Origin of the sequence: Plantactinospora sp. BB1 (assembly GCF_003030385.1) — a bacterium.
Taxonomy (GTDB): domain Bacteria; phylum Actinomycetota; class Actinomycetes; order Mycobacteriales; family Micromonosporaceae; genus Plantactinospora.
The window spans coordinates 7,022,790-7,041,874 of record NZ_CP028159.1; the positions used below are offsets into that span (position 1 = coordinate 7,022,790).

Annotated in this window: 17 protein-coding genes; 5 read left to right on the top strand and 12 right to left on the bottom strand. The window is 72.8% G+C overall.

Annotated features, from left to right (window positions below; all coding sequences use genetic code 11):
- Nucleotides 1-88 precede the first annotated feature (88 nt).
- Nucleotides 89-355, top strand: a complete 267-nt coding sequence (locus C6W10_RS30720; RefSeq protein ID WP_107262585.1) for a DUF6458 family protein — start codon at nucleotides 89-91, stop codon at nucleotides 353-355.
- A 58-nt stretch (nucleotides 356-413) separates the two neighbouring features.
- Here the strand turns inward: C6W10_RS30720 and C6W10_RS30725 are convergent, their stop codons facing one another.
- From C6W10_RS30725 to C6W10_RS30750, 6 genes are all read right to left on the bottom strand, one after another.
- Complete coding sequence (locus tag C6W10_RS30725; protein ID WP_107262586.1) at nucleotides 414-1,091, bottom strand: hemolysin III family protein; 678 nt, start codon at nucleotides 1,089-1,091, stop codon at nucleotides 414-416.
- A gap of 70 nt (nucleotides 1,092-1,161) precedes the next feature.
- Nucleotides 1,162-3,000 carry an NHL domain-containing thioredoxin family protein gene (locus tag C6W10_RS30730; RefSeq protein WP_107262587.1) on the bottom strand — a complete coding sequence of 613 codons (1,839 nt, stop codon included), beginning with the start codon at nucleotides 2,998-3,000 and terminating at the stop codon, nucleotides 1,162-1,164.
- A gap of 75 nt (nucleotides 3,001-3,075) precedes the next feature.
- On the bottom strand, nucleotides 3,076-3,429 hold the full coding sequence (locus C6W10_RS30735; RefSeq protein ID WP_107262588.1) for a hypothetical protein: 354 nt from the start codon (nucleotides 3,427-3,429) through the stop codon (nucleotides 3,076-3,078).
- A 229-nt stretch (nucleotides 3,430-3,658) separates the two neighbouring features.
- Nucleotides 3,659-4,444 carry a trans-aconitate 2-methyltransferase gene (locus C6W10_RS30740; protein WP_107262589.1) on the bottom strand — a complete coding sequence of 262 codons (786 nt, stop codon included), beginning with the start codon at nucleotides 4,442-4,444 and terminating at the stop codon, nucleotides 3,659-3,661.
- Nucleotides 4,445-4,462: 18 nt separating this feature from the next.
- Complete coding sequence (locus C6W10_RS30745) at nucleotides 4,463-5,254, bottom strand: ABC transporter permease (RefSeq protein ID WP_107262590.1); 792 nt, start codon at nucleotides 5,252-5,254, stop codon at nucleotides 4,463-4,465.
- An 11-nt stretch (nucleotides 5,255-5,265) separates the two neighbouring features.
- Nucleotides 5,266-6,291, bottom strand: a complete 1,026-nt coding sequence (locus C6W10_RS30750; RefSeq protein WP_107262591.1) for an ABC transporter substrate-binding protein — start codon at nucleotides 6,289-6,291, stop codon at nucleotides 5,266-5,268.
- 346 nt (nucleotides 6,292-6,637) lie between these two features.
- Here C6W10_RS30750 and C6W10_RS30755 point away from each other — a divergent pair, with 346 nt between their 5' ends.
- Nucleotides 6,638-6,832 (top strand): winged helix-turn-helix domain-containing protein, encoded by a 195-nt coding sequence (locus C6W10_RS30755; protein WP_234359154.1) that lies wholly within the window; start codon nucleotides 6,638-6,640, stop codon nucleotides 6,830-6,832.
- A 111-nt stretch (nucleotides 6,833-6,943) separates the two neighbouring features.
- On the opposite strand, the gene C6W10_RS37630 is transcribed toward C6W10_RS30755, so the two are convergent.
- From C6W10_RS37630 to pdhA, 5 genes are all read right to left on the bottom strand, one after another.
- A complete protein-coding gene (locus C6W10_RS37630) occupies nucleotides 6,944-9,946 on the bottom strand; it encodes a hypothetical protein (protein ID WP_159104823.1) in 3,003 nt (1,000 codons plus the stop codon).
- A 359-nt stretch (nucleotides 9,947-10,305) separates the two neighbouring features.
- Nucleotides 10,306-10,443, bottom strand: coding sequence for a hypothetical protein (locus tag C6W10_RS38130; RefSeq protein ID WP_199853142.1), 138 nt, complete (start codon nucleotides 10,441-10,443; stop codon nucleotides 10,306-10,308).
- Between the two features lie 236 nt (nucleotides 10,444-10,679).
- Nucleotides 10,680-12,179, bottom strand: a complete 1,500-nt coding sequence (locus tag C6W10_RS30765; protein WP_107262593.1) for a dihydrolipoamide acetyltransferase family protein — start codon at nucleotides 12,177-12,179, stop codon at nucleotides 10,680-10,682.
- A 5-nt stretch (nucleotides 12,180-12,184) separates the two neighbouring features.
- Complete coding sequence (locus C6W10_RS30770) at nucleotides 12,185-13,174, bottom strand: alpha-ketoacid dehydrogenase subunit beta (protein ID WP_107262594.1); 990 nt, start codon at nucleotides 13,172-13,174, stop codon at nucleotides 12,185-12,187.
- Nucleotides 13,174-14,355: a pyruvate dehydrogenase (acetyl-transferring) E1 component subunit alpha gene (pdhA, locus tag C6W10_RS30775; RefSeq protein WP_107262595.1), complete on the bottom strand. Its 1,182-nt coding sequence runs from the start codon at nucleotides 14,353-14,355 to the stop codon at nucleotides 13,174-13,176. The genes C6W10_RS30770 and pdhA overlap by 1 nt, the downstream gene beginning before the upstream one ends.
- Before the next feature lie 483 nt (nucleotides 14,356-14,838).
- Here pdhA and C6W10_RS37635 point away from each other — a divergent pair, with 483 nt between their 5' ends.
- Nucleotides 14,839-15,651: a hypothetical protein gene (locus C6W10_RS37635; protein ID WP_159104824.1), complete on the top strand. Its 813-nt coding sequence runs from the start codon at nucleotides 14,839-14,841 to the stop codon at nucleotides 15,649-15,651.
- Between the two features lie 30 nt (nucleotides 15,652-15,681).
- Here the strand turns inward: C6W10_RS37635 and C6W10_RS30785 are convergent, their stop codons facing one another.
- Nucleotides 15,682-16,377 carry an NUDIX domain-containing protein gene (locus tag C6W10_RS30785; RefSeq protein WP_107262597.1) on the bottom strand — a complete coding sequence of 232 codons (696 nt, stop codon included), beginning with the start codon at nucleotides 16,375-16,377 and terminating at the stop codon, nucleotides 15,682-15,684.
- 389 nt (nucleotides 16,378-16,766) lie between these two features.
- Between C6W10_RS30785 and C6W10_RS30790 the strand changes: the two genes are divergently transcribed.
- Together C6W10_RS30790 and C6W10_RS30795 are read left to right on the top strand one after the other, a co-directional pair.
- Nucleotides 16,767-18,299 carry a M28 family metallopeptidase gene (locus C6W10_RS30790; RefSeq protein ID WP_159104825.1) on the top strand — a complete coding sequence of 511 codons (1,533 nt, stop codon included), beginning with the start codon at nucleotides 16,767-16,769 and terminating at the stop codon, nucleotides 18,297-18,299.
- Between the two features lie 154 nt (nucleotides 18,300-18,453).
- The gene (locus C6W10_RS30795; RefSeq protein WP_107262599.1) at nucleotides 18,454-19,068 is read left to right on the top strand and encodes a Uma2 family endonuclease; all 615 of its coding nucleotides are present in this window, start codon (nucleotides 18,454-18,456) and stop codon (nucleotides 19,066-19,068) included.
- The last annotated feature ends 17 nt before the right edge of the window (nucleotides 19,069-19,085 follow it).

A 19,085-nucleotide genomic window follows, 5' to 3' on the forward strand; every position in this document is an offset into this window, starting at 1 on the left:
AAACGCCTGGGTATGTCGATGGATGCCGCGACCGTAGCCGGGACACCGGCGCGACCGGTACCAGTCGACAGCCTAGGAGGGCGATCCAGTGGGCATCGGTGGAAGCATTTTTCTCATTGCTCTCGGCGCGATCCTCGCCTTCGCGGTGAACGTCGAGACGGGCTGGCTCAACCTCAACGTCGTCGGCCTGGTGCTGATGCTCGCCGGCCTGGCCGGGCTGGTGATGACCAGCTACCTCTGGCGCAACCGGCGCCGTACCGTCGTCACGCCGGTGGTCGACCCTCGAGTGCCGGGGCGCGAGGAGCAGATCGTCGAGGAGTACCACGAGGTGCGGCGTCCCGGCCGCCCGCTCTGAGCGGGCGGGCCGGTCGACCGACCTCTGACCCCTCGCGGGCCGGCCGACCCCTGAGGGGTCAGGCGAACAGGGCGAAGTAGATCGCGACGTGGTGGCAGATCGCCGCTACCAGCGTGCAGGCGTGGAACAGTTCGTGGTGCCCGAAGACCGTGGGCCAGGGGTTGGGACGGCGCAGCGCGTAGCAGACGGCGCCGACGCTGTAGGCGGCGCCACCGGCGACCAGCAGCGCGAGTACGGTGACCCCGCCCCGGTCCAGGATGTCCGGCAGGACCGCGACGGCCACCCAGCCCAGGGCCAGATACAGCGGGGCGGAGACCCAGCGGGGCGCGTGCGGCCAGACCAGTTTCATCGCCACCCCGGCCACCGCGCCGCCCCAGACGATCAGCAGCAGGACCGCCGCGCTCTCCGCCGAGAGCAGCAGCAGGCAGAACGGGGTGTACGTACCGGCGATGAACACGAAGATCATCGAGTGGTCGAGCCGGCGCATCAGGCGATAGCGGCGTTCGGACCAGACCCGCCGGTGGTAGAGCGCGCTGGTGCCGAAGAGGCCGCAGACCGTGACGCTGTAGACGAGGCAGCTCACCAGGGGCGTCCAGCCCGGCCGGGTGGCGGCGATCGCGCAGAGCACGACGCCGGCCACCACCGCGACGAAGAAGGCGTACGCGTGCAGCCAGCCTCGCATCCGCGGCTTGCCCAGGTCGACGGGGCGCAGTCGGATCGGGGCTGAGGTACTCACCCAACCAGGTTACGGCACCGTAGGTTACTCGGTGGTAGTGATCGGTCAGTGGTTCCGGTCACGTCCCCGGTCAGCTGTCCAGTCCACGCAGGACCAGCGGCAGCCGGTGCACCCCGTCCGGGGTGATGCGCACCGGCACCCCCCAGTCCTGGCGGCTCAGGTGGCAGGCGGCGTGCTCGGCCTCGGCGTCACAGGTGGCGGCCTGCGCGACGACCTGGAGCACCCCGGAGCTGACCTGGTCGTTCAGCACCAGCCGGCGGGAGAGTTCGGTGCTCACCCCGGCACCGTCGAGCAGCAGCTCGGGCGGGGAGGCGGAGACCTCCAGCCGGGTGGCGGGGCCGAACGAGGAGTCGAGCTTCTGCCCGGGCGGCGGCTCGAAGATGACGTCCAGGGTCAGCTCCCCGGCGGCGAGATCGGTCGGCGGGCGCTCCGCACGGTGCCGGCTCCCGGCGACCGTGCTGGCCCCGGCGGCGGAGAGGGCACCCGGCGCCAGCCGGCTCAGCCGGTGCGCGGCCGACTCGACCACCAGCACCTCGCCGTCCCCGGTCAGCAGCACGTCGCTCGGCTCGGCCAGCCCGGTGGCCACCGTCGAGACGGTCCCGGTCTCCGGGTCGAACCGCCGTACCGCGCCGTTGTAGGTGTCGGCCACCAGCACCGAGCCGTCCGGCAGCGCGCCGACCCCCAGCGGATGCTGGAACAGCGCCTGCTCGGCCGGGCCGTCCACGTGGCCGAAGTCGAAGAGTCCCTGCCCGACGGCGGTGTGCAACACCCCGTCGGCGACGAACCGCAGCGCGCTGGTCTCGCTGTCCGCGATCCACAGCCGACGGCCGTCGGCGGAGGTCGAGAGCCCCGACGGCTGGGCCATCCAGACGTCCGGCAGCGGCCCGTCCCGCAACGCCTCGACGGTCGTACCGGCGTAGACGCCGACGGTCCGCCTGATCGGGTCGAACCACCAGAGCTGGTGGATGCCGGCCATCGCCACGATCACCCGGTCGTCGTACCAGGCGAGGTCCCAGGGGGAGGAGAGGTCGGCGGCGAGCGCGTCGTGCGCGTGGTCGTCCACCGTCGAGCGCCACTGCCGGCCGGAACCGGCCACCGTGGTCACCTCGCCGGTCGCCAGCCGTACGCCCCGAAGCAGGTGGTTCACGGTGTCCGCCACCACGATGTCGTAGCCGGCGACCTCGGCGGCGTGCTCGGGCAGCCGGCACACGCCCTGCGGCTCGGCGAACCGGGCCACCTCGGCCGGCCCGTCCGTCCGGCCCCGCTCGCCGGAGCCGATCCGGCGCAGCACCGTCTCGCCGTCCGGGGCCAGTTCCAGCAGCGAGTGCCGGGCCGAGTCCGAGACCAGCAGGTTCCCGCCGGCCAACTCGATCGCCTTGCCGGGGAACCGCAGCGCGGTCGCCGGCTCGGCCGGCGGCACGTACGGGCCCTCGCCCCGGTGCAGGGTGCCCTTCGCCTCGTGCGTGGCGATCAACTCGTCGAGCAGTCGGGAGAGCCCCTCGGCGTGGCCCTCACCGGCCATGGTGGCGACGACGTACCCCTCCGGGTCGACCACGTTCAGCGTCGGCCACGCCCTCGCGGCGTACTGCTGCCAGACCGCCATCTCGGCGTCGTCGAGTACCGGATGGGCGACCCCGTACCGCTCGACGGCGGCGGCCAGCGCCTCCGGGTCACGCTCGTGCTCGAACTTCGGCGAGTGCACCCCGATCACCACCAGGACGTCGCCGTACTTCTCCTCCAGCGGGCGCAGCTCGTCCAGCACGTGGAGGCAGTTGATGCAGCAGAAGGTCCAAAAGTCCAAAATGACTATCTTGCCGCGCAGGTCGTGCAGGGTCAGATCCGCTCCACCGGTGTTGAGCCACCGGCGGCCCCTCAGTTCGGGCGCGCGTACGCGGGGCGAAGTAGCCATACGGCAACCCTGCCATGCCGCCGCCGGGACCGTCCCCGGGCCCCGGGCATTGTGGTACGCCGAACCGGCCGGCGGCTACGGCGACGAGTTGACCCGTGGCCGTGCCCCGGCGGCCGGCCCGGCGGCGCCGGCCCGGCGGAGCATGTCGGCCAGCGCCTCCACCAGCGCACCGCCCTGCTCGACGGTGATGTGGAAAACCTGCCGGTCCTCGAAGTCGGCCCGGGCGAAGCGGATGAAGGGTCGCGGCCGGGGGTCGTCGACGTACTGCACGAGTTGGGCCCTGACCTCGACCGCCTGCCGGTCGTCCTGCGGATTGCAGTCGTACCACCGGCTGGCGTGGGTCGGCGGCGAGGCGTCGGGGTGGATTCCGCGAAAGCTCGCGGTGCATTCGCCCGGGTCACACCAGCCCGGATGAGGATCGCTGCTCATCGGTGGCTCCTTGCGAACTGTCAGCATCTCGGATCCGGAAGTGCACAACTGTGATGCCGAGGCATCCACTGTCACGTTGGGTGACTCGATGGTGTCCGCCGGCAGCGCCGGATAGACCCTATCCAATATGTGTTACACCATTCGGTCAGGTGTCTGGCAGATTGCCGGTAGTCGGCGCGGTCGACGGCGGCACGCCTCCGCCCCGATTCCGACCTTTTCCGGTACCCGCTCAACGCCGCCGCCGGCCGACGGTGGACAACGCCAGATTGCCCTTGACCCTCAGTTCCGGGACGAGCAGCAGCTGCCGGAAGGCGTCCAGGTCGGCTCCGGACATGCCCGCGTCGATCAGCTTCTGCCGGATCGCACCGGCGGTGCCCCACGGAAGCAGGCAGCCGTGGCTGCCGCCGGCCCAGGTCCCGGTGTACCCGACGGTGTCGCACTCCGTCAGACCCAGGTCGAGCATGGCGCCGTGCACCCGGCGGCTCCACTTCGAGCGGTTCCCGGCGTCCTGCAACGCGGCCTGGAAGGCGTCGTGATAGGCGCCGAAGAGCCGGTCGGCCTCGTCGGGGTCCGGTGCGGCGAGCACGCTGGTACGCCAGGTCGCCTCGAACTCCTCCACGACCAGCACGCCGTCCGGGTTGAGCGCGTCGACGAGTTTCCCGAGGACGTCGAGCCGCTGCGGCAGGTGTCCGAGCAGCAGCCGGACGTGGATGAGGTCGAACATCCCGGGCAGCGGATCGGTCACCACGTCGTGCTCGCGCAGGTCGACGCGCGGGTCCCGCTGGCAGGGGCGCAGGTCGACATCGGTGGCGATCACCTCGCCGCGCGGGGCCAGCCCGGCGATCGTCCGGGCGATACCGCTCGCACCGACCGCCACCACCAGGCACCGGGCGTCCTCGGCTATCCCCGCCTCGCGCAGTCGCCGCTCGCTGAACGGGTCGTACATCCCCGCCAGCGCCCGGAGCATGACGTCGTTGTCGGTTTCCGCGTCCCGGAAGATGTAGGTGGTCGACACAGGTTCTCCTCGTGGTTGTCAGGCGGTGGTGTGCCGGATCCAGGGGGCGACTGCCCGCAGGGTGGCGGTGAGGGCGTAGAAGAGGTTGATGCTCATCGCCGCGAGTACGACGATCGCCGCCCAGGCCAGCGCCGCGTTGGTGCCGGCGTTCTGGACGACGACGCCGAGCCCCTCGGTCGCCCCGAAGAGTTCGGCGACGGTCGCGCCGATGAGTGCCAGTGGTAGCGCGATCCGGAGACCGCCGAAGATGTGCGGGAGTGCGGCCGGCACCCGGAACTTCACGAAGGTGGTCCAGCGCGACGCGTTCAGGGACCTGGCCAACTCCACGAACTCCGCGGCGGTGGCGGTGAGCCCGGTACTGGTGGCCAGGGCGATGGGGAAGAAACACATCAGCCAGACCAGCACCACCTTCGGTCCCGCCCCGAAACCGCCGATCGTGATGAGCAGCGGAGCGAAGACCGGCTTCGGTGTGCTGCTGATGGTCAACAGCATCGGGTAGAGGGCCCGTTCGAGCCGGCGTGAGGCCGCGAGGACGGTACCGAGCAGCACGGCGGAGGCGATCGCGAGGGCGAATCCCGCCATCGCCTCGCCGAGCGTGACGGCCGCGTTCCGCAGCAGGTAGCCGGGCTCGTCCCGGATCGCCGCGGCCACCGCCGGCGGCCCCGGCACGACGTACGGCGCGACATCCAGGACGACGACCGCCGCCCACCAGGCGGCGACGAACCCGGCGACGCCCACCAGCGGCGTTCCGACGGTGGAGAGCGCGGAACGCCAGCGGGGCGGATGCGCGGAGCCTGCGCGGCGTGGCATGCCGACGGGGCCTACCCGACCAGGTCGGGCGCGATGATGTCGCCCGGGGTGAGCCCCACGGGGATCGTCCCGGCGGCCTGGAGAATCGCGATGTTCTTGGCCATCCGCGCCTCGTTGAAGTGGCCGAGCGGGCCGTCCGAGATGCCCTCGACGTACGCCCGCAGCGCCTTCACCTCGGCGACCGCCGCGGCAGGCGGCTGCCCCTGCGTCTCCTTCTCGGCGGCGTAGATCTGACCGGCCTCCTCGGGATGGCTGATCGCGTACTCCAGCCCGCGCAGCAGTGCCCGGTTGAACCGACGGACCAGATCCGGCTTGTTCCGGGCGGTTTCCGTGGTGACGCCGATGGCGGAACCGTGCAGGTCGCCGATGTAGTCCGTGAAGGGCAGGGTGACCAGATCCTGCTTCGCCACCGTCCGGACCGATTCCACCGCCGGGACGAACTGGCTGATCGCGTCGACCCTCTTCTGGGCGAGCATCGCCGCGTGCTGGGTCGCGATCGGGTTGCTCACCCACTTGACCTTGGAGGAGTCGAAGCCGGCGAGCCGGGCATAGGTGCTGAAGAGGAGGTAGTTGATCCCGCCGGGCAGGTAGGAGAGCGTCCTGCCGGCCAGGTCACGCGGCGTGGCGATGCCGCTCGACTTGAGCGCGACGAAGCACGCCAGGTTCCGCTGGTGCAGTACGGACGTCAGCCTGAAGTCCTTGATCCCGCCGTTCCGGGTGAACTCGATCATCGCGCCGTTCACGTCCACCGTGGCGAAGGTGGCCTGACCACCGGCCAGGGTCTGCAGGTTGCTCGTGGTGCCCTTGCCCGGCAGGACCTGCACCTCCAGCCCGACCTCGCTGAACCAGCCCTTGGACCGGGCCACGAAGATCGGGGCCTCCCGGCCCTGGAAGCCCGCCCCGCTCAGGATCGAGACCTTCTCCACCTCCGGTTGGGCGCTGGCGCTGCCCTCGCCGTCGTCGCAGGCCGTCATCGCCGCGGTGGCGGTAACCGCCGCACCGGCCAGCAGGCGGCGGCGTGTCAGTACGAGCGTCATCTGAGCTCCTCACACTTGTAAAGCTTGGTAAGCCAAGTTGGTGGTCGGGATCCTCCGGCCGAGGGGCGCCCCGCTGCGGCTGGGGCACGGTGCGATGCGGGCCATGGTCAGGGGGTTGTCGTCCCGCGACGAAAGGAGCGGTGCGGACGGACTCGGAGGAGCCGCCCGCCGTGGAGATCACCCGACCTGCCCAGCCAACTTAGATTGCCAGGTAGGACAAGTCAACGTCGATGCGTGGGCTTGCTTGTGTTGCCAGGTCACTCATGGTCCGATCTTGGTTGACTACCCAGGGGGACCTCAGATGCCTGCACCTGCCTCGCCGGCCGAGCCGGTGTACCGCCGCGTCATGCGGGACGTCGAAGCCAAGATCGCGAGTGGCGAGCTTGGGCCGGGCGACCAGTTACCGTCGATCAGCCAGCTCAGCGAGCAGTACCGGTGCTCGGCGCCGACCATCAAGCAGGCGCTGGCTCGGCTACAGGAGCGGGGTGTGCTCCAGGGACATCAGGGCCGGGGCGTGTACGTCACGCCGGCCCCCGACTGACACGCGCGCGCAGGCCGGCCCCACCCACCCCGGAACGGCACGAGACGACCAGCGCCCCGCCTCGGGTTCCCGGGGCGGGGCGCTGGGTCGGTTCGGCCGGCCGGCCGGCTGCTATCCGCCGGCCGGAGCCGCCGCCGGTTGCAGGCAGAGCACTTCCTTGCGATCCGGTACGACGATCGTCTGCGGGGTGTCCGCCGGGCACTCGTTCTTGTCGGTCACCTTCGAGGCGACCTTGAAGACGCCCTGCTCGGCGCAGTCCGCGATCACCGGGGTGCCGCCGGAGTCCTTGACGCAGGCGCCCACCGCCGGGTTGAACGGCGGTGCCGCGTCCTCGCCGCCGATCTTGCCGAGCAGCCAGAGCGTGCCGAGCGGGATCGCCAGCAGCAGTACCGCCGCGACCAGGACCAGGAAGAGCACCTTGCCGTTGCGTACCTGTGGCGTCGGCGGCTCGGTCTTGCTCTCCGACTCCGCCGACTCCGGCTTGAACGAGTCGAACCGTCCGGGTGCACCGTCGTCGGAGCCGCCCCAGCCCGGGCCGGCGGACGCGGGTGAGCCGTACTGCGGCGGGCCGCCGGGCGGTGCCCCGTACGTCCCCGGTCCCGCCCCGGGCGCCCCGTACGTCGTCGGTCCCGCGCCCGCCGGGCCGGGCCGGGCGAATCCGGGCCCGTCCCCGTCCGGCGGCGGGCCGAAGCCCGGCCCTCCGGGCGGTGGCCCGAAGTCGGGCTGTCCGGGCGGGCCGCCGAACCGGTCGGTGCCGGGCGGGGCGGACGCGCCGAACTGGCCGGGACCGGCCTGGCCAGCGCCACCCGGGCCGGGGCCGCCGAACCGGTCCCCGTCGAAGGGTGCCGGTCCACCGAACTGGCCGCCGGACGGTCCGGAGCCGAACCTGTCCGGCTCGCCCTGTCCGGGGCCGCCGAACTGGCCACCACCGGCCGGTCCGGGCCCGAACCGGTCCGGCTCGCCCTGACCGGGACCGCCGAACCGGTCCCCGTCGAACGGGGCGGGTCCGCCGAAGCGGTGCTGTTCGGCCTGTCCGGGCCTGCCGAAACCGTCCGGTTCCGCCTGTCCGGGGCCGCCGAAGCGGTCTCCGTCGAACGGTGCCGGCCCGTTCGGACCGGGCCCGTCCACGCCGACCCCGCCCGGGCCCTGACCGGGCATGCCGCCGGGTCCGATCAGGTCGGCGAAGGGCGAGGCGTTGGCCGGGCGGTTCGGCGTGTCGGACTGCGGCGTCCGGGCGCCGGGAACGGCCATCCGGGTCGCCGGAGGCTCGTCGGAAAAGGCGTCACCGTGCTCGCCCGGCCCCGGCTGGGCCGGTGGCGCACCGTAGACCGTCGGCCCGGCCCGGCGCGCCTCCGCGCTGCCCGGCCGGTCGCCGTCCCAGCCACCGCCGGGCGCGCCGCCCGGCCGGTCGCCGTCCCAACCGGCCGGGCCGGCGGGCGATCCTGGCTGGGCGTCGTCCCAGCCGCCCGGTCCGCTCGCCGGACCCGGCTGCTGGTCGGGTTCGTCCGCGCCGGCCGGGCGGCCGTACACCCTGGGCTTCGGCGCGGGTACCGACGCTGCGGCGGCGAGGTCGGCCGGCGGGAGTACCCGGCTCGCCGCCGGTACGGCGGCACTTCCGGCGACGGCGCGACCGGCGGCCCGCTCGGGTGCGCCCGCCGACTCCGACGTCCCCGGCACGCCGGGTACGGAGACCCGGCCGGCGACCGCCGAATCGGTCGGCACCCTCGGCTGCGGTACGACCGGCGCGGCCCCGGGGGTCGGTGCCGGCGACTGCGGTGCCGCCTCGGAGACCCCGGGCGCCCAGCCGCCCTGTTCCCGGGCCGGCGAGCCGTACTCGCCGGCCGGCTGGCGGTTGGGGGCCGGCGGATAGTCGGCCGGTGGTGCCGCCGCCAGGCTGGCCCCGGGGATCCGGGTCTCCTGCGGCGGCAGCGGTACGGCGTTGCCGGGCGAGATCCCCGGCGCCGGACCCGGCTGGTACGCCGGCCCGTCCGACTCACGCCGCTCGAACTCGGGTCCGCGCCGCTCGAAGTCCGGTCCGCGCCCGTCGAACTCGGGTCCGCGCCGCTCGAAGTCCGGACCGCGCCCGTCGAACTCGGGTCCGCGCCGCTCGAAGTCCGGCTCGCGCCGCTCGAAATCGGGTTCCCGGCGGTCGAACTCCGGCCGGGACGGCTCGAACGGGCCGGGCCTGCCGTCGCCGGGTCCCGCCGACCAGGTCGGCGCCTGAGGTGCCCAGGCGGACGCCTGCGGTGCACCGCCGTGCGGCGGCTCCGGCTCGCCCGGGTGGTTGCGGTCGGCGGGGCGCTGCGGATAGTCGCTCGGCGGCCCACCGGCGTCCGGCCGGGTCCCGGCGTCCGGGCGAGAGCCGGAATCCGGGCGGGACGCCGCGCCCCAGGCCTCGGAGGCCGGCCACGGCTCACCCTCCGGGATGGCCGGGCGGTTGACCGGCGGATAGCTCGGCGGCTCGGCGGGCTGGGCGGGGCTGCCCGCCGCCGACGGGTACGCCGGGCTGCCCGGTGCCGCCGACGGGTAGCCCGGGGCGCCGTACTGCTGGCCGGGGTAGCCGGGGGCGCCGCCGGGCGACGGGTCGGGGTAGCCGGGCGGTCCGCCGGGCTGGTCGGGGTAGCCCTGCGGGCCGGCGGACGCGCCGGACCCGGGCGGATATCCCGGGGGGCCGCTCGACGGCTCGGCGGGCTGGCCGGCACCGGTCCAGCGCGGTGGGCCGGACTGGTTGGGCGGGCTCCCCCACTCCGGCGGGAAGCCCGACCCCTCCGGGGGCGCCGACGGTGCGCCGGCGGCCTCCGGCGGCGGGCCCCACGGGCCGTCCGGCCGGGAGCCGGCCGGGCCCGGGTCTTCGCCCGGAGCTGCCCAGCCGGCCGGGCCGGGGTGCCCGGGGGGCGCACCGGGTGATTCGTTCCAGGCCACCGGCGCGCTGGCCCGGCCCGCCGACGGCGGCGGGGCCCAGCCGGGATCGGCCGGTGGCGTACCAACGGAACCCTGGGGCGGGAACCGGTCGTCGTGGTGTGGTGCGGGGTTGCCGTACGGGGCTGGGCCTGCGGCGCCCGGCGCAGCCTCGTCCGGCCACCGGCCGGGGTGCTGCGGATCCTCGGACGTCATGCGCGCGCCTCCTCCATCACATGTCGGCCGCGCCGGTCTCGCGCGCCGGTCGCCAGCCAGGTTGCCGACGACTCCGGCGCGACACCGGGCTGGGCAAGCTCCCCGCACGGTAGCCGGTACGAACCGGCACCGCTCGGGCAGCGCGGGTCGCCGGGCCCGGTCGTCCAGGGCGAGCCGAACCGACATCTGTTCGGCGTACGTCCTACCGGCCGGTCGGGCGACGACCGAGCCTCACCGTACCGGGCGGTGTCGTGGCGGCGGTACTCCGGTGGCGTGCGGCTGGAAACACCGACGGCCCGCCCGGAGCGCTCCGGACGGGCCGTCGGTGTGGTGCGGAGGAGGTGAGGAGTCTGTCGAGGTCAGCCGTAGTAACGCTGCGCGGCGATCAGGATCTCGTCACGGGCAGCCGGCGAACTGGTCGCCCGCAGTGCCCGCTCGATGGCCCGCGCCCGACGCGCGCTGTCCCGGCGGTTACGAATTCGGTTGAGCATGCTCATGGTGTTGCGCCCCCTGGCTATTCGGTTGTCTCCGCGTCTGATGTGTCCATTGAACCTCGCGGGAGACGCTCCTGCCACCGATTATTAGGTGAGCTGGACCACCAGCCTAAGAATCTAAGGTCTGGCGGTCATCTGCACGATGATTCTTCGTAACCATATGGATACGGCCGGTGTGCCCGGGGGTAACCCGGGACACACCGGCCGCTTCCTGCCAGGTGTTCGTGCCGTGCCGAAGGTCAGGTCCAGCCGAGCAGCGCCGCCTCCGGGTCGGCCAGAAAGTCGCCGACGTCACGCAGGAACCTCGAACCCAACTCGCCGTCGATGATCCGGTGGTCGAAGGAGAGCCCGAGGGTGGTGACCTGCCGCACTCGGATCTTGCCCTTGTGCACCCAGGGCATCTCCCGGACCGCGCCGAAGGCCAGGATCGCCGATTCGCCGGGCGGCAGGATCGGGGTACCGGTGTCGACGCCGAAGACGCCGACGTTGGTGATGGTCAGCGTGCCGCCGGTCATGTCCGCCGGAGCCGTCTTCCCCACCTTGGCGGTCTGCACCAGCGCCGTCATCGCGTCCGCCAGCTCCCGCAGGGTGAGCCGGCCGGCGTCCTTGATGTTCGGCACGATCAGGCCGCGCTCGGTCGCCGCCGCGATGCCGAGGTTGACGTACTCCTTGACGACGATCTCCTCGCCGGCCCAGGTCGAGTTGACCATCGGGTGCCGCCGGACCGCCAGCAGCACGGCCTTGGCGACCAGCAGCAGCGGGGAGACCCGGACGTCCTGCCACTCCCGGCGCTTGCGCAGCCGGTCGAGCGCCTTCATCGAGCGGGTCACGTCGACCGTCAGGAACTCGGTGACGTGCGGCGCGCTGAACGCCGACGCGACCATGTTCTGCGCGGTCAGCTTCCGCACGCCCTTGACCGGAATCCGCTGCTCCCGGTCCGGCCCGAAGGCCGGCGCCGTCGCGGCACCGGTCGTCGGCGCCGGCTCGGCCGCCGTCGTCGCGCCCGCCGCCGCCAGGTGTACGTCGTCCCGGGTGATCGAGCCGAGCGGTCCCGAGCCGGTCAGGGTACGCAGGTCCACCCCGAGATCCTTGGCGAGCTTGCGCACCGGCGGCTTCGCCAGCACCAGTCCACCCGCTCCGGCGGCGGTCCCGCCGGTCCGGGGTGCCGGGGTGGCGGCCGCCGGACGCACCGGCTCGGGCGCTGTCGGGCGTACCGGCTCGGGAGCCGGGGCCGCGACCGGAGCCGGCGCCGGGGCCGCGACCGGAGCCGGCGCCGGGGCCGTCACCGCGACACCGTTCGAGGCCGGTACCCCGGCGCCCTTGCGCGGGCGGCGCTTCGCGGCGCCGGTGCGCGGGCCGTACCCGACCAGCACCGCCGTCCGGCCACCCGGAGCGGGCCCGCCGATCAGCCCGGGCTCGACGGCGCCCTCGGCGGGCGCGATCTCGACGGCGGCCAGCGACGCCGCCGACGGCTCCGGCAGGTCACCGGCGCCCGGGTCGGTGTCCACGGCGAAGATCGGCGAGCCGACGTCGACCACCGTGCCCTCGTCGTGGAAGATCGCGGTGATCTTCCCGGCCCACTTCGCCGGGATCTCGACCGCCGCCTTCGCCGTCTCGACCTCGACCACCGGCTGGTTCAACTCGACGGTGTCGCCGACCGCGACCAGCCACTTGAGGATCTCGCCCTCGGTCAGCCCCTCGCCGAGGTCCGGCAGGGGGAACTCCCGCACCCGCGACATCCCGCTCACCAGCCGAAGGTGCGGTCGACGCCGTCGAGCACCCGGTCGAGGTTGGGCAGGTAGTCCTCCTCCAGCCGGGCGGCCGGATAGGGCGTGTCGAAGCCGGTCACCCGGAGCACCGGGGCCTCCAGGGAGTAGAAGCACTCCTCGGTGATCCGGGCCGCGATCTCGGAACCGAGCCCGAGGTTGCCGGGTGCCTCGTGCACCACCACGCACCGCCCGGTGCGCTTCACCGACTCGTAGACCGGGCCGAGGTCCAGCGGGGAGAGGGTGCGCAGGTCGATGACCTCCAGGTCCCGGCCGTCCTCCTCGGCGGCGCTGGCCGCCTCCATCGCGGTACGCACCATCGGCCCGTACGCCAGCAGCGTGGCGTCCCGGCCCGGCCGGACCACCTGGGCGGCGTGCAGCGGGTACGCGTCACCGAGCGGGGCGTCCAGGTCCACCTGGCCCTTCTCGTGGTAGCGCCGCTTCGGCTCCAGGAAGACGATCGGATCGTCGGAGGCGACCGCCTGCTGGATCATCGTGTACGCGTCCTGCGGCGACGAGCAGGCCACCACCTTGAGCCCGGCGGTGTGCGCGAAGTACGCCTCCGGGGACTCCGAGTGGTGCTCGACCGCGCCGATGCCGCCGCCGAACGGGATCCGGATGACCATCGGCACCCGTACCTTGCCCTGCGAGCGGTAGTGCATCTTGGCCACCTGCGACACGATCTGGTCGTACGCCGGGTAGACGAAGCCGTCGAACTGGATCTCGCAGATCGGCCGGTACCCCCGGATGGAGAGCCCGACCGCGGTGCCGATGATGCCGGACTCGGCGAGCGGAGTGTCGATCACCCGGTTCTCGCCGAAGTCCTTCTGGAGGCCGTCGGTGATCCGGAAGACGCCGCCGAGCTTGCCGACGTCCTCGCCCATGATCACGACCTTGGGGTCGTGCTCCAGTGCGCGGCGCAGGCCGCGGTTGATCGCCTTGCCCAGGGTGAGGGTCTCGGTGGCCATCAGTGCACGCTCCCCTCGAACGAGTCCAGGTAACGGGCGGTGAACTCGCGCTGCGCGTCCACCTCGGGCGAGCCGTTCGGGAAGACGTTGTCGAAGAGGGTCAGTGGCTCGGGGTCGGGCATCTCCAGCACCCGTTCCCGCAGCCGCAGCGCCTCCTGCTTGGCCTGCTCCTCCACCTCGGCCAGGAACGCGTCGTCCGCGATGCCCTGCCTGGTGAGGAACGCCTTGACCCGTGCGATCGGGTCCTTGGCCTGCCAGGCCTCGACCTCGCTGGCGATCCGGTAGCGGGTCGGGTCGTCCGTGGTGGTGTGCGCGCCCATCCGGTAGGTGTACGCCTCGATCAGGGTGGGGCCCTGACCGTGACGCGCGTTGTCCAGCGCCGCCCGGGTCACCGCGTAGGTGGCCAGTACGTCGTTGCCGTCCACCCGTACGCCCGGGAAGCCGAAGCCGGCGGCCCGCTGGTAGAGCGGGATCCGGGTCTGCCGCTCCAGGGGCTCGGAGATCGCGTACTGGTTGTTCTGGCAGAAGAAGACGACCGGGGCGTTGAAGACGGCCGACCAGATGAAGGCCTCGTTCACGTCGCCCTGCGCGGAGGCGCCGTCACCGAAGTAGGCGATCACCGCCTCGCCGTCGTCGGTGCCGGTCCGGCCGTCCATGTTCACGCCCATGGCGTAGCCGGTGGCGTGCAGGGTCTGCGCCCCGATGACGATCGTGTACATGTTGAACTTGAACTCGTTCGGGTCCCAGCCGCCCAGGTCGACGCCGCGGAACAGGCCCAGCGGCATGATCGGGTCGATGCCCCGGCAGTAGAGCACGCCGTGCTCCCGATAGGTCGGGAAGGCCATGTCCTGCGGCCGCAGTGCCCGGCCCGAGCCGACCTGCGCCGCCTCCTGGCCGAGCAGGCTGGCCCAGATGCCCAGCTCGCCCTGCCGCTGCAACGCGGTCGCCTCGGCGTCCAGCCGGCGGACCAGCACCAGGTCCCGGTAGAGGCCGCGGTATTCCTCGTCGGTGAAGTCGACGCTGTATTCCGTGCCGTCCGACCAGGTCACCTTGTCGATCCGGTCGCCCTCGGGCGTGAGTAGTTGCACCAGGTCAGTGCCTGGGGATTTCCCACCAGACCGTGCGGACCGGGGTGTGGCTCGCCTGCCGCGGGCCGTGCCCGCGGGATCGCCCTTCGCCATCCCTATCTCCCTGTCGTTCGTGCGTCGGCACCGGGGGTGTCCCGACCGCGCAGCTCGTGCGCCCGTCCGGCTGGTGCCGGACCGGGGGTGGCTGCCGCGCCTTTCCCCGGTAGGGGTAGCCGCGCGGCGTGGACCAGATTCTGGCCGAGCCTGGTCCACCGAGCGCCGGCACCACGTCCTGCCTGCCGCGGGGTGCGCGAAGGTCGCGGCCGCGTTGCCGTCGGCTCCATATTCGCAGAGCAGGTCGGTATCGCTACAGGTCGGCCTCCGTCGGATCCGGGTCGCCGCCGGCTTCGCACCACATCAACCGATTTGATCGGGTACGCAGGTCGAGTCGATCGAAACTCAGCCGCTGACACGCTGTGTGACGCTGGCCAACACAGGGTTACTCCGCCACTGTAGGTAGCGGCGGCGTCACGGTCGCCGCGACCCGTCCCACCCGGCCGCCGCCTGGCCCGCGCCGCCGACGACGAGGAGTTTTCCGTGCCCAACCACGGTTACGAGCCACCGGCTCCCATGCTGCTGGCCCGGCACCGCCGGTCCGGTGGCGCGCACGTCGGATATCGGAGGGTGACCGGAGTGCACCGGGCGGAGGGGCTCGCCGGTCCGGCCCGCCGGTACCTGTTCACCGTCGCGCTGCTGGCCGGAACCTCCTCGCTGCCGATCATGGCGGCGATCGGCAGCGGCTCGGCGACGGTCTCCGACGGGATGCGCCCGGCCGACGCCACCCCGTTCGTCCCGCCCCCGGTCGGCGCGCCGCCGGAGGTGGTGCCCCGGCAACCGGGCGTGCCGCCGGTGGTGGAGCCCGGACCGGCCGGTACCGGCGCCAGGTCCGAACGGACCGGCTGGCTGCCGCTCCTCGTCCCGCCCGGCGCCGTGCCCGACCGGCCCGGCCCGTCCGGAACCGAACCCGGGCGGTTGCCGCCGCCGGCCGACCCGCCGGGCGCGAACGAGCCGGGGGTACCGGTGCCACCGACCGCCGGGCCGCCGACCCAGTCGCCCGCACCCACCCCGCCACCGGAGACGTCACCCTCGCCGTCGCCGGACGCACCGACCGGGTCGCCGTCCGCGCCGAGCTCGTCGCCCGCGCCGCCGTCCGGCACCGCCGCACCGGCACCGACCGAGCCCGCCGGCTCGCCGACGCCGACCGAGCCTGCGGCCACGCCCGGCCCGACGGCCTCGGCCGGGCCGCCCTCCGCCCCGGTACCGACCCTGCCGCCGGCCACCGCCGCGCCGACCCCGGCACCGACCCCCGTACCGGTACCCGGCAGCCCGCCCGCCGGGACGACCTCCTGAGCCCGGTCCCGGCAGTGCCCGGTGTGCCGCTCAGTGCCGGGTGACCGGCGGGCGGAGCATCGGCGGGTGCAGCAGTTCGGCCGGGCCGCGCCGGAAGAGCTGGGCGGGCCGTCCCCGGTCGCCCTCGGTGACCCGGCCGGCCGGCTCGACGAAACCGGGGGTACTGGTGACCTTGCGGTGGAAGTTGCGCGGGTCCAGCCGGCTGTTCCAGACGGTCTCGTAGACCGTACGCAGCCGGGCGATGGTGAACTCCGGTGGGCAGAACGCGGTGGCCAGCGGGGTGTACTCGAGTTTGGCCCGGGCCCGTTCGAGCCCGTCGGCCAGGATGACGTCGTGGTCGAAGGCGAGTCGGGCGTCGGCGACCCGGGACACCGGGAGCCAGTCCGCCGCCGCCGCGTCCGTACCGGCCACCGGCGTCGGCAGGTCCGGCAGCAGCGCAAGGTACGCCACCGTGACCACCCGGCCCCGGGGGTCCCGTTTCGGCGACCCGTACGTGCCGAGCTGTTCGAGGTGGCCGATCGGCTCGGGGATCCCGGTCTCCTCGGTCAGTTCCCGGGCGGCGGCGTCCGGCAGGTCCTCGTCGAACCCGACGAACCCGCCGGGCAGCGCCCAGCGGTCCTGGTACGGCGGTACGCCCCGGCGTACCAGCAGGATGCAGAGCTCGTCCGCCCGCACGGTGAGGACCACCAGGTCGACGGTCACGGCGAACGGCGGGTACTCGGCCATCTGAATTATCACCACCTTGACGAGAAGCTATCACAGTGGTTATCGTCAGTAGGACGAAAAAGGATTCGGTCCCGCCTCACCGGCCGGACCGAACTACCGGGACGAGGTCGTCGACCGGCAACGACGGCCTTCGGCGGCGCCGGCCCCCGGGCCGGCGCCGCCGCCCGATCGGCTGGCGGGGGGCCAGCCCGGTCACCGGTGGTGCCGGCGGGCCCGGCCTGCTCTCCCAGGTCGCGGCCTGCCGGCCATCGATGGCCGATCATGCGCACCCGTGCCGCCTACCGGCCGGTAAGCACACTCGTGTGGACTATTCACCGGTCAGTGACGTCTGGCTATGCTGACCTCCCTCGATAAGACCGGTAACCCCGGTGACCCGACAGGGAGGCAGCGTGGGTCGCACCAGCAAACGGTGGAGCCGTGGCCTACTGGCCACCACGCTCGTGACAGCACTCGCGGTGACGGCGGCACCAGCGCCGGCACAGGCCAGCTCCGGCCTGGGGAGCCTCGGCTCCTGGGTGCTGCGCAAGGCGGTCACCGCCAAGGGCGTACAGAAGCATCTCAAGGAACTACAGAAGATCGCGGACCGGAACAACGGCAACCGCGCCTCGGGTGCACCCGGATACGACAGGTCGGTCGACTACGCGGAGAAGGTGTTCCGGAACGCGGGATACCGGGTCACCCGGCAGGCGTTCGACTTCCAGACCTTCCTGATCAACACTCCGTCCGAACTGGAACGGGTCTCGGCGCCGGCCGGCGACCTGCCACACAGGATCATGAGCTACTCGGGCAGCGCCGACGTGACCGCCCCGGCCAGCGTGCCGACCGGCGACTCCCAGGGCTGCAACCCCGGCGACTTCGGCCCGGCGAACGTCGGCACCATCGTCGTGATCAGCCGGGGCACCTGCCCGTTCGGACAGAAGGCCAGTACGGCGGCGGCGGCCGGCGCGGCGGCGGTGGTCATCTACAACAACATCCCGGGTGACCTTTCCGGGACCCTCGGCAACGGGTACACCCTGGACTTCGCCGCCCTCGGCGTCTCGCAGGCACTCGGCCAGGAACTGGTCGGCCAGGTCGCGGGCGGGCTCACCCTGCGGGTCTTCACCGACACCTTCCGGGGACAGGCCACCACCGAGAACATCTTCGCCGAGTCGCGCTGGGGCGACCCGGGCAACGTGGTGATGGCCGGCGCCCACCTCGACTCCGTACCGGAGGGTCCGGGCATCAACGACAACGGCAGCGGCAGTGCCGCGCTGCTGGAGATCGCCGAGCAGATGCGTTGGTTCCCGACGAAGAACAAGGTCCGGTTCGCGCTCTGGGGCGCCGAGGAGGCCAACCTGGTCGGCTCGACGTACTACATCGCCAACCTGCCGCAGGCGGAGCGGGACCGGATCGCGCTCTACCTGAACTTCGACATGGTCGGCTCGCCGAACTACGTCCGGTTCGTCTACGACGGCGACAACTCGGCCTTCCCGCCCGGCACCGGGTCGGCGGCCGGACCGCCCGGCTCCGGAGCGATCGAGAAGCTCTTCCACGACTACTTCCGGTCACAGCGACTGGCCTCGGCCGAGACGCCGTTCTCCGGACGCAGTGACTACGGACCGTTCATCGCGGCCGGGGTGGACATCCCGTCCGGCGGCCTCTTCACCGGGGCCGAACTGGTCAAGACGGCCGAGGAGGCCCGGGTCTACGGCGGTACCGCCGGTGCCGCATACGACCCGTGCTACCACCAGGCCTGCGACGACATCGACAACATCAGCCTGAAGGCGATCGACGAGATGTCCGACGCGATCGCGCACGCACTCATCACGTACGCCTACGACACCCGCAGCCTCGGCACCCCGCCGACCGGCCCGGCCAGCGGCACCACCGCGCCGGCCGGTGGCGGTGGCGGCCTGCACGACGACCACGAGGTCGCGAGCTGATCTGACCGGTACGCGGACGACGGGGCGGCGCACTCGCGCCGCCCCGTCGCCGTTACGTGAAGCTGTCGGTGCTCTCCGTTACTGTCGCGCCCGTGACCGCCCCACCCGTAGCCTTGACCTCGTGGCTTCCCCGACCGATCCCGGAGGTTCTCCGATGAGTGCCGCCCCGATCGCCCTCGACCGGCCCGGCCCGCACGGCTACACCACGGCAGACCTGCACGCCCTGCCCGATGACGGCCGGCGCTACGAGCTGATTGACGGGAGCCTCATCGTGTCCCCCTCGGCCACGATCGACCACAACACCATCGCCCGGTGGATCGCCAACATCCTGGAGGATTCCTGTCCCTCTGACGACTACGTGGTCGGCACCGACCAGTCGACGACTGTCGACGAGCACAACGAGCCCCGGCCGGACGTGGTGGTGACCCGGGCGGAGCACCTGCGGCGTACCCCGTTTCCGATCACCGACGCGCTGCTGGTCGTCGAGGTGGTGTCGCCGACCTCGGCGCTGCGGGACACCGAGACCAAGCGGGCCCTCTACGCCCGGGCCGGGGTCCCGGCGTACTGGATCGTGGTGCCGGAGGAGGAGAAGCCGACCATCTCCCTCGCCGAACTGGTGCTCGACGCCGGCAGCCGGAAATACCGCTACGTCACCCACTACACCACCGAGCCGTTCGCGACCGGGCACCCGTGGCCGCTCCGGGTGGACCTGCCCGCGCTGACCGCCCGCCGGGCGAAGCTGTTGCGCCGACCCGGCGGGGAGGACTGAGCGGGCGGGGAGGACTC

Bases quoted from the DNA above. Each gene is read 5' to 3' on its own strand.
- C6W10_RS30730 (WP_107262587.1), bottom strand. From the start codon at position 3,000: ATGGCTACTTCGCCCCGCGTACGCGCGCCCGAACTGAGGGGCCGCCGG.
- C6W10_RS30735 (WP_107262588.1), bottom strand. From the start codon at position 3,429: ATGAGCAGCGATCCTCATCCGGGCTGGTGTGACCCGGGCGAATGCACC.
- C6W10_RS30745 (WP_107262590.1), bottom strand. From the start codon at position 5,254: ATGCCACGCCGCGCAGGCTCCGCGCATCCGCCCCGCTGGCGTTCCGCG.
- C6W10_RS30750 (WP_107262591.1), bottom strand. From the start codon at position 6,291: ATGACGCTCGTACTGACACGCCGCCGCCTGCTGGCCGGTGCGGCGGTT.
- C6W10_RS30755 (WP_234359154.1), top strand. From the start codon at position 6,638: ATGCGGGACGTCGAAGCCAAGATCGCGAGTGGCGAGCTTGGGCCGGGC.
- C6W10_RS37630 (WP_159104823.1), bottom strand. From the start codon at position 9,946: ATGACGTCCGAGGATCCGCAGCACCCCGGCCGGTGGCCGGACGAGGCT.
- C6W10_RS38130 (WP_199853142.1), bottom strand. From the start codon at position 10,443: ATGAGCATGCTCAACCGAATTCGTAACCGCCGGGACAGCGCGCGTCGG.
- C6W10_RS30765 (WP_107262593.1), bottom strand. From the start codon at position 12,179: ATGTCGCGGGTGCGGGAGTTCCCCCTGCCGGACCTCGGCGAGGGGCTG.
- C6W10_RS30770 (WP_107262594.1), bottom strand. From the start codon at position 13,174: ATGGCCACCGAGACCCTCACCCTGGGCAAGGCGATCAACCGCGGCCTG.
- pdhA (WP_107262595.1), bottom strand. From the start codon at position 14,355: ATGGCGAAGGGCGATCCCGCGGGCACGGCCCGCGGCAGGCGAGCCACA.
- C6W10_RS30785 (WP_107262597.1), bottom strand. From the start codon at position 16,377: ATGGCCGAGTACCCGCCGTTCGCCGTGACCGTCGACCTGGTGGTCCTC.
- C6W10_RS30795 (WP_107262599.1), top strand. From the start codon at position 18,454: ATGAGTGCCGCCCCGATCGCCCTCGACCGGCCCGGCCCGCACGGCTAC.